Consider the following 7,581-nt stretch of genomic DNA (forward strand, 5'->3'; position numbering starts at 1 on the left):
AAACCCAAATCGCAGCATTGGAGCGCAAAGCCGGGCAACTCACGATGGAGATCGACCTGCTCAAAAAGATGCCACGGTTGCGATCCGAAAGCAGCAGCGAGACCTCATCCATCGTCAGCGGCCCGCTGCCTGTTCAGTCCAATGGGGGTGTCGGATGATTCAGCTCCCACGGAGCACTTTTTCATTGTACTCAGCCGCAAGCGCCTCGTTTGAGTGATGAACAGGTTGTAGAGCGGATAGATGCCATTCAGGACGAGCTGTCAGGCTACGGCTATCGCCGTGTGGAGTGAACCCCTGAGACTGGACAGCTTAGAGGAGAAAAATTGATACGCTTGCTGAGCCTATTATAAGGAACAGCATAATGTCATCGAGAAGCCTCTACCGTCGGCACAGTGCGCAGTTCAAGTTGCCACTGTGCACAGATATTCGTAATGGCAAGATTGGGCGGCGCGAAGCGCGACGTACTGACCAGATTTCAGCCAATCTGATCCAGTTGTGGCTGAGCCAGTATGATCGAGGTGAACTCAACGCTGAAGAAGCGACCGCCACCACGATTTCGGAATATGAAGCCCAAATTGCGGCGTTGGAGCGCAAAGTCGGTCCACTCACGATGGAGATTGACTGGTTTAAAAAAACGCCACGGCGACCTCTCGATACCAACAGCGTCATCTCATCCATCGTCAGCGGCCCCTTGGCCTCTCCATCCAGCGGGGGTGTCGAATGATTCAACTTCCGCGCAGTACCTTTTATTATCGCGCCCAGACGCAAGCGCCCAACTTGAACGATGAACCGCTTGTAGAGCGGATAGAGGCTATTCAGGACGAGCTATCGGGCTACGGCTATCGACGCATCACCCGTGCTTTACAAGCGCAAGGCTATAGTGTCAACCACAAGCGGATAGCTCGAATCATGAAGCAGTACGGTTTGGGAATTAAACCTAAACGCCGATTTGTTCGTACTACAGATAGCCAGCATGATTGGCCAATATTTCCTAATCTGTATTGCAATCAGGTTCCTGCTCGACCGGATCAGGTTTGGGTGGCTGATATTACGTTCACCGTATCGACACAGGATTTGTCTATTTGGCAGTGATTCTGGATGCCTGTAGTCGAAAAGTGGTTGGATATGCCATCGGACGGCAGATTGACACCCAGTTGACTCTAGCCGCTCTGAAAGCAGCTGTTGTCAACGCCAGCCGGTGCCAGGGACTTGTATCCACCATAGTGACCGTGGAAGTCAGTATGCCAGTGCAGAATATCGGCGCGCCCTGCATGAATATGGCTTGATGGGTTCGATGAGTTCAGTGGCTAACCCTTACGACAATGCGCAAGCAGAAAGTTTTATGAAAACCCTTAAGGTGGAAGAAGTCTATTTATCTGGTTATGAGTCCTTTGTAGACGTAACCACGCGGCGGCCGATATTTATTGAGGAGGTCTACAATACCAAGCGCTTACATTCAGCTCTAGGCTATTTATCTCCCCATCCATTTGAAGTAAAACGCGCTCGGCAAGTGGGTCAATTTTTCTCCTCTAAGCTGTCCAGTCTCAGGGGGTCACTCCACTAGGGGGACATTTTTCAACTGAACTTTACAGTACTGGTTCGCCAAGGGCTGCCAGACCGCGCCGTCGAAGCGCTCGAAGCGCTGGTTCGCTTCACTCCAGCGCTTGGTCCCCACGGGCGTGTTGTGGGAGGTGGCGTCTTCGAGCCAGCCGACCAGCAATGCGATCCACTTCCGAATCCGCTTCAGCACAGAGACGTAATGATCCTGCAGTTGGGGCGTGTTGAAATCCACGGTGCCGATACCTCGCCTCTTCCAGACAGGGGGCGCGTATGCGCTTATGGATAGCCTAAGCATTACAAGCCGCTTGTAAATCCTTCACGGTCTCTGGCGCTGCATTTCCCGATAGGACCCGCATGTGCCGCCATTCACCTCCAAGCGCCCGCAAACGTCTGCAGTCTTTGCAGAGAAATTTGCTATGATAAAAGAATGTACTCTGCCCCCTTCATTCAAGGCCAACTGCTCTTGTTGGTTTTTGAGTATGTTTGAAACGTCAAACAGCGCGGGAATTCGAGCAATTCTGCGATGACTGCGCGATCCTTTTTGAGGGCGTCGTAACGGAGGGATTTATAATTTCCTTTACTCTCCGTTCTCAAAAAAGACGCTCAAACCACGTCATTTCACCCTTCGCAGAAAGATAGGTTTAGAGAGCCGATCCACGGTCAATTGTAAGATGTCGTAACGACACTCTATTAAAAGTTGTATTAGCGCAGCAACGGAATTTAGTCACTCAACAAAGCAGAACATGATCACAACAAAAGAAAGCTTTCGTGACTACAAAGCTGAGGCTGAAGCGTGGATCACCCTTGCGACTGGCGAGTATTACCCGGACATATTGTCTGATGCCTGCCGACTCTATGAGCCAGTATTGCTTGAATTCGAACGGCTGCTAAAGGCAGCTCACTCCTCGACCTTCTTTTTTACATCAATCATGGAGATTCAGAATCAGTGGATGAGGACACAACTTTGCCGAATATTCAAGAAATACGTGAGTCCGCAAATACCAGTTGAGATGCTAAAGCGCAAGAGTGATGTAGCCAAGATTTGTACGCAGTTTGGCAATGCTTTTCGAAATATAGTTGAGGTACAGCAAAAGTTCGAGAGTCGCTCCATGCCTGATGAGGTGTTATGCGCTGTGTTATAGGAGTACAAGGATCGTGATAAGAAGGGCTACGACATGACCGAACGGCTGTTTGACATTCTGCGTAGCCAGCACATCGGATATGTTATCGCTGGCCCGGAGCGAGCTGGGAAAGACGTGCTTATGGGTAAGGTATTCAAAGACTACCCGAAACCGGATCGACCTGTTGATTTCGTTATTATCGACAACGGTAAGGTACTTGCTATCGGTTTGGCTCGATACGACTCAGACCGAGGCGGTGCACAGGAAGATGACCGTATTGGCCAGTACCGGGAGGTTGCTCAAGAAATTCTCGGTTATGCTGATCGCCATAGGATGCCACGCATTAAAGTCATCTGCGTGAACGATGGGCCTGGACTCCTACTTGGCTCAATGTGGAACGACTAGGCTTATATCGAAGACCAATGGCCGGGACGTGTGAAGGTAGTGACACTGCGGATGATACCAGACCGCACTACCGCAGAATGGGTGAGATCCTGATATGGCAGTGCCCCTCCCCAGTAAAGTTAATTGTTTTATTAGGGCGCAGAAGCAACCTGCTGAGCAGGGTATGCGCCTCGAATACCCTGGTAAGAAGCCAGCTGAGGTCATTCTGGAGACTCCACCTGGTCACTATAAGCCGAGTGCCGCCTATAATTCTGGCAAAAGCCGCCTTTATCATGGCGAAAACCTGGACGTGCTCGCGGCACTGATGCAGGATGAGACTGTGGCTGGTAAGGTCAAGCTGGTTTATATTGATCCACCCTTTGCCACTTCAGCCACCTTTGAGTCGCGTGAGCAAAAGCATGCTTACGATGACCATCTTATTGGCTCGGCATTTGTTGAAGCCCTGCGAGAGCGTCTAATTTTAATTCACCGCCTGCTAGCCGATGACGGATCACTCTACCTGCATCTTGATGATCGCATGATGTTCCACATGCGTGTCATCCTTGATGAGATATTCGGAGTAAAAAATTTTCGCAGCTGCATTACGCGGAAGAAATGCAACCCGAAAAACTACACTCGCAAGACCTATGGCAGAGTAGCTGACTATATCCTCTTTTACTCGAAGACGGACACCTATATCTGGAATCGTCCAGTCGAACTTTGGGATGATGTCCGAGCAGCTAAAGAATATCAATACATTGATGAGCAGGGGCGCCGGTACAAGAAGGTGCCAGTGCATGCCCCTGGCGTGCACAGCGGCGAGACTGGAAAAGCGTGGCGGGGGAAAATGCCGCCCCTCGGCAAACATTGGCAGTACCCACCAACTGTACTAGACGAGATGGATACTCATGGTGAAATTTACTGGTCACCAACTGGAAATCCACGCCGAAAAATCTATCTTGAAAACAGTGCAGGTATTCCGCTACAGAATATCTGGATGGATATGCGCGATGCGCACAACCAGAACATGTGCATCACTGGCTATCCAACCGAGAAGAACTTTGCACTATTAGCTCGGATTATTAAGGCATCATCAAATCCAGGCGATCTTATTATGGACTGCTACGCTGGGTCGGGTACCACACTTGCGGTGGCATCTAACCTTAAACGTCAGTGGATTGGTGTTGATTGTAGCAATGAAGCTATTAAAACCACTCTGCGCCGCTTCAAGCTAGGAACCAAACGCGTGGGTGACTTTGTAAACCCTAAAGAGAAAATAGGGCTTCCATTGCACACTTCAATTACCGACTTCACGCTTTATAAACCTGTGACACCGAAAGCCGAGGCCAAGGTGCAAACATCTATAAAGCGGGCTAAGCGTATTGTACACGAGAACACATTGACTCAGGCTGGAAAAGCGCTTCAGAGACGTGAACAGTATGTTTGAATTCTCTAAGAAACTGTCTTAAAAACAGCTTCTTAGATATTCGCAAACACCCTCATTCGCCCCCATCCCCCCGCAACTACCCTCTTTCGCCAGCAGTGTGCTTTAACGACCCCACAAAAAAAGTTTGCCTAAAGGGGCACCTGCTCTACTCCTCATAAAGCAGCGACAGACAGTGTACCGAGGCATCCTGGCATGGTCACTGATCAGTGCTCAGACCGTCTGTAAGCTAATGAGGAATGATATCAACGATTTCGTATCATCTGCCTAGTGGCAGACCATTGTAAATCCGCTCATCATGGCGGAGCGGGTCCGAGCAGTTGCGCTTCAAACCAGCACTTCGCCGCCTGCCAGCCTGCTTCCGCTCCGGCACGTAGACGGCGCGCTTCTTCGCGGCGGCGGCGCGCTTCGGCGGCAATGGTTTCTTGTACGGCGGGGGTTGGGACTGGGAACACTAAATTCGTGACGTCCTCGTGGGTGAGACGCGGGTGGGTGTTTCCCGTCATCATATACTGGGTTTGTGCAAGCGTCAGGCTGCTGCGGAGGATGGCCGCAAGGTAATCAGGATGCAGGGCTTTACTGTCCTTGATGCGTAGAACGTAAAACTCCGGTGAACAACACCCACCGCTTTCCGCTGCATGCACCTTGTTCAGGTAGGCCCCCAACCGTGCGAACAGCACATCGCCACGCTGGAAAACGAAACAGGTTCCCGTTACCTTCTTATTGGTTAGCACGAGTTCGCCCGTATGGCTTTGCACATGAGCGAGACTCAGGCAGCCGGGGCCAGGCGACTGGATCGGGTGGCGAATGAAATCGACGAGCTGCGCCAGCCGTGGACAATCCAGCGCCTGTGCTGAATGTTCAAGGGCGTGCAGCGCGAGGATGCGTTCTGGATGGAAATAGTCCGCATTGAGCCGCGCCTGGCTGCCGCAGTCCAACTTTCGCACCGCAAAAACCTTGCGTTCATCCTTAGGGGGTAGGGCAAGGCCGAGCGTCGCAAGAAGATAACTGTCGAAGTCAGCGAGCAGAGCGTTAGCTTCTGCGAGCTTGGCACGGCGTTCTGCGCGTGCGGCGTCCATTTCTGAAACGAGTCTTGCCTGTTTGCCGATATCGGGTAAGGGAATCACCAAATTCACCACGTCCTCGTAGGTGAGACGCGGGTGAGTGTTACCGGTCATCATGTGTCGGGTTTGTGCAAGCGTCAGGTTGCTGCGGAGGATAGCCGCGAGGTAATCAGGATGCAGCGCTTCGTGATTCTTGACACGCAGAACATGAAACTCCGGCGAACACCCCCCGTCGCTTTCCGCCGCGTGAACCTTATTCAAGTAGGCTCCCAACCGAGCAAACAGCACATCGCCGCGCTGGAAAACAAAACAGCTTCCCGTTACCTTCCTATTGGTCGGCACGAGTTCGCCCGTATGGCTTTGCACATGGGCAAGGCTCAGGCAGCCGGGGCCAGGCGACTGGATCGGGTGGCGAATGAAATCGACGAGCTGCGCCAGCCGTGGGCAATCCAGCGCCTGGGCTAGCTGTCGAAGGGCGCGCAGCGCGAGGAGGCGTTCCGGATGAAAATAGTCAGCATTTACTCTGCCTGAGATACTGCCCCGCTGCACAGCAAAACATTGTGCTTGGCCGTTTTCAGCAGGGCCTAGACGAAAAAAGGCGTGGGGTCCTTCTGAAATGCCCGCCACTGCGCAACGAGGCCAGTATCGGGGATGATTTCCCGATGCCGCTCGCTCCAGTCAGGCTTCTTCGGGTTGGCCGCGCTCCATTCGTAAAAGACGCGGTAGTCAAACAAATCGCACCGCTGGATTTCTACCTTCTCTTTTTCAGGCGTCTCGCTTTCCACCGTCACGCTAAAGGTTTTGCGTCCGGTAGCGTCATAGCCGATATTCTCAGCCAATGCCATAAAAATAGGCGCATCGTCGGGAACAGTCTCGCCTTCAGCCAGGCGGCGCATGAAGACGAGGCTGGCCTTTACGCCAGCGTCATAATGCGCGAAAGCGAATTGCGGCAGCGAGACCACAGCCAGCAACTGAAAATGGGTCAACAGCCAGTTGCGTACCCCTTGCAGTGAGGCATTGCTGAGGATGCCGTCGGGCAACACAATGGCGACTCGGCCCGTGCCGGGTTTAAGGGAAGCATGTACCCGTTCCAGAAACACGATTTCGGTCTTGATGCTAGCGCGGAGTTTGATACTCTTGCTCCTCCGTTTAGCGCCTCCTTCGCCTGGGATGGATTCATTTGATTCGATTCCAGTGGCGTTTTTGGATAGGAAGTGCCTTAATTCAAACTGCTCCAAGTAGCCTTCGTTTTTTTCTACGCGCTTGACTGCGGCGCCAAAGGGCGGGTTGGTCAGCACCAGGTCAAACTTGCCTTCAGCCAGTCCAGGGTTTTCATGTGTGAGCTTGGGGAAAAAATCCAGCGCATCATGACCGACAATATTCGTATGGCCGTCATCGTGGATAATCATATTCATCTTGGCGACGCGGGCTAGCTCTTCATTAATTTCCAGGCCGAACAGATTATTTTGGGCGAACTCATGCCAATACCGGTAATGCTCGAGGATGTCCTCCTGCTTCTTGTGATCTGCCTCGCGGCGCACGTGATCAAGCGCATACAGCAGAAACCCGCCGGAGCCGCAGGCGGGATCCAGCACGACATGCGTGCGTTCAGGGTTAAGCACTTCCACCGCGAAAGCGATCAATTCGCGCGGCGTAAAGTATTGACCGAAATCGCCTTTAAAAAAGCCGCCCATGAATTCCTCAAAAGCCACGCCCTTGGTGTCGAGTTCGGTGCGGTCAAGGGAAATGCCTTCCAGATGTTCCACACACTGGGCAAGAACAGGCGGGTCGGTGTTAATTTGCTCAGTGAACACGCCAGGCTCCCGTGCCTGCTCAGCTTGATAGAGTCTNTGGATACGCGCGGCCAACTGCTGTGCGGTTTCATTCCCGCCGCGCTGAAAGGCGTAAGGCGCGCCATTTACGCGTTCCAGGTCCTTCTCGTCCCGGTGTTTAATGAAGATGAGCTTGCAGAACTCGCCAAATGCGGCAATGGGACTGCGCCGCCCGC

The 7,581-nt window shown here is 52.4% G+C and carries 10 protein-coding genes; 7 read left to right on the forward strand and 3 right to left on the reverse strand.

The genetic code is table 11. The features are described from left to right. Positions 1-361 precede the first annotated feature (361 nt). From CAGGBEG34_RS06230 to CAGGBEG34_RS10690, 4 genes are read left to right on the forward strand one after another with little or no spacing between them, the layout of a single operon-like run. Positions 362-724 (forward strand): hypothetical protein, encoded by a 363-nt coding sequence (locus CAGGBEG34_RS06230; RefSeq protein ID WP_042688234.1) that lies wholly within the window; start codon positions 362-364, stop codon positions 722-724. Beyond that, a complete protein-coding gene (locus tag CAGGBEG34_RS10685) occupies positions 721-1,092 on the forward strand; it encodes an IS3 family transposase (protein ID WP_102033291.1) in 372 nt (123 codons plus the stop codon). Before CAGGBEG34_RS06230 ends, CAGGBEG34_RS10685 begins: the two co-directional genes overlap by 4 nt. Then, positions 1,089-1,286 carry a hypothetical protein gene (locus tag CAGGBEG34_RS12190; RefSeq protein WP_420885892.1) on the forward strand — a complete coding sequence of 66 codons (198 nt, stop codon included), beginning with the start codon at positions 1,089-1,091 and terminating at the stop codon, positions 1,284-1,286. The genes CAGGBEG34_RS10685 and CAGGBEG34_RS12190 overlap by 4 nt, the downstream gene beginning before the upstream one ends. Next, the gene (locus tag CAGGBEG34_RS10690; RefSeq protein ID WP_102033292.1) at positions 1,199-1,564 is read left to right on the forward strand and encodes an integrase core domain-containing protein; all 366 of its coding nucleotides are present in this window, start codon (positions 1,199-1,201) and stop codon (positions 1,562-1,564) included. Before CAGGBEG34_RS12190 ends, CAGGBEG34_RS10690 begins: the two co-directional genes overlap by 88 nt. Here the strand turns inward: CAGGBEG34_RS10690 and CAGGBEG34_RS06240 are convergent. Continuing rightward, positions 1,553-1,855 carry a hypothetical protein gene (locus CAGGBEG34_RS06240; protein ID WP_042688235.1) on the reverse strand — a complete coding sequence of 101 codons (303 nt, stop codon included), beginning with the start codon at positions 1,853-1,855 and terminating at the stop codon, positions 1,553-1,555. The two genes, CAGGBEG34_RS10690 and CAGGBEG34_RS06240, sit on opposite strands and share 12 nt — an antisense overlap. Positions 1,856-2,303: 448 nt before the next feature. Between CAGGBEG34_RS06240 and CAGGBEG34_RS11335 the strand changes: the two genes are divergently transcribed. The 3 genes from CAGGBEG34_RS11335 (at position 2,304) to CAGGBEG34_RS06250 (ending at position 4,512) form a co-directional block, all read left to right on the forward strand. Then, on the forward strand, positions 2,304-2,702 hold the full coding sequence (locus tag CAGGBEG34_RS11335; protein ID WP_203224841.1) for a hypothetical protein: 399 nt from the start codon (positions 2,304-2,306) through the stop codon (positions 2,700-2,702). 33 nt (positions 2,703-2,735) lie between these two features. Continuing rightward, a complete protein-coding gene (locus tag CAGGBEG34_RS11340; protein ID WP_203224842.1) occupies positions 2,736-3,086 on the forward strand; it encodes a hypothetical protein in 351 nt (116 codons plus the stop codon). A gap of 163 nt (positions 3,087-3,249) precedes the next feature. Then, the gene (locus CAGGBEG34_RS06250; RefSeq protein ID WP_238985000.1) at positions 3,250-4,512 is read left to right on the forward strand and encodes a site-specific DNA-methyltransferase; all 1,263 of its coding nucleotides are present in this window, start codon (positions 3,250-3,252) and stop codon (positions 4,510-4,512) included. Positions 4,513-4,805: 293 nt separating this feature from the next. Here CAGGBEG34_RS06250 and CAGGBEG34_RS06255 read toward each other — a convergent pair whose 3' ends face one another. Both CAGGBEG34_RS06255 and CAGGBEG34_RS06260 read right to left on the reverse strand, forming a co-directional pair. Next, positions 4,806-6,200 (reverse strand): restriction endonuclease subunit S domain-containing protein, encoded by a 1,395-nt coding sequence (locus CAGGBEG34_RS06255; RefSeq protein WP_158641818.1) that lies wholly within the window; start codon positions 6,198-6,200, stop codon positions 4,806-4,808. Next, positions 6,158-7,267: an HsdM family class I SAM-dependent methyltransferase gene (locus CAGGBEG34_RS06260; protein ID WP_478210143.1), complete on the reverse strand. Its 1,110-nt coding sequence runs from the start codon at positions 7,265-7,267 to the stop codon at positions 6,158-6,160. The genes CAGGBEG34_RS06255 and CAGGBEG34_RS06260 overlap by 43 nt, the downstream gene beginning before the upstream one ends. Positions 7,268-7,581: the final 314 nt, after the last annotated feature.

This window comes from Candidatus Glomeribacter gigasporarum BEG34, assembly GCF_000227585.1.
In the GTDB taxonomy this organism is placed as follows: domain Bacteria; phylum Pseudomonadota; class Gammaproteobacteria; order Burkholderiales; family Burkholderiaceae; genus Glomeribacter; species Glomeribacter gigasporarum_B.

Coding starts and splice junctions, on each gene's coding strand:
- CAGGBEG34_RS06230 (WP_042688234.1), top strand. CDS start 362: ATGTCATCGAGAAGCCTCTACCGTCGGCACAGTGCGCAGTTCAAGTTG.
- CAGGBEG34_RS06260 (WP_478210143.1), bottom strand. CDS start 7,267: ATGGGCGGCTTTTTTAAAGGCGATTTCGGTCAATACTTTACGCCGCGC.
- CAGGBEG34_RS06240 (WP_042688235.1), bottom strand. CDS start 1,855: ATGCTTAGGCTATCCATAAGCGCATACGCGCCCCCTGTCTGGAAGAGG.
- CAGGBEG34_RS11340 (WP_203224842.1), top strand. CDS start 2,736: ATGACCGAACGGCTGTTTGACATTCTGCGTAGCCAGCACATCGGATAT.
- CAGGBEG34_RS10685 (WP_102033291.1), top strand. CDS start 721: ATGATTCAACTTCCGCGCAGTACCTTTTATTATCGCGCCCAGACGCAA.
- CAGGBEG34_RS06250 (WP_238985000.1), top strand. CDS start 3,250: ATGCGCCTCGAATACCCTGGTAAGAAGCCAGCTGAGGTCATTCTGGAG.
- CAGGBEG34_RS11335 (WP_203224841.1), top strand. CDS start 2,304: ATGATCACAACAAAAGAAAGCTTTCGTGACTACAAAGCTGAGGCTGAA.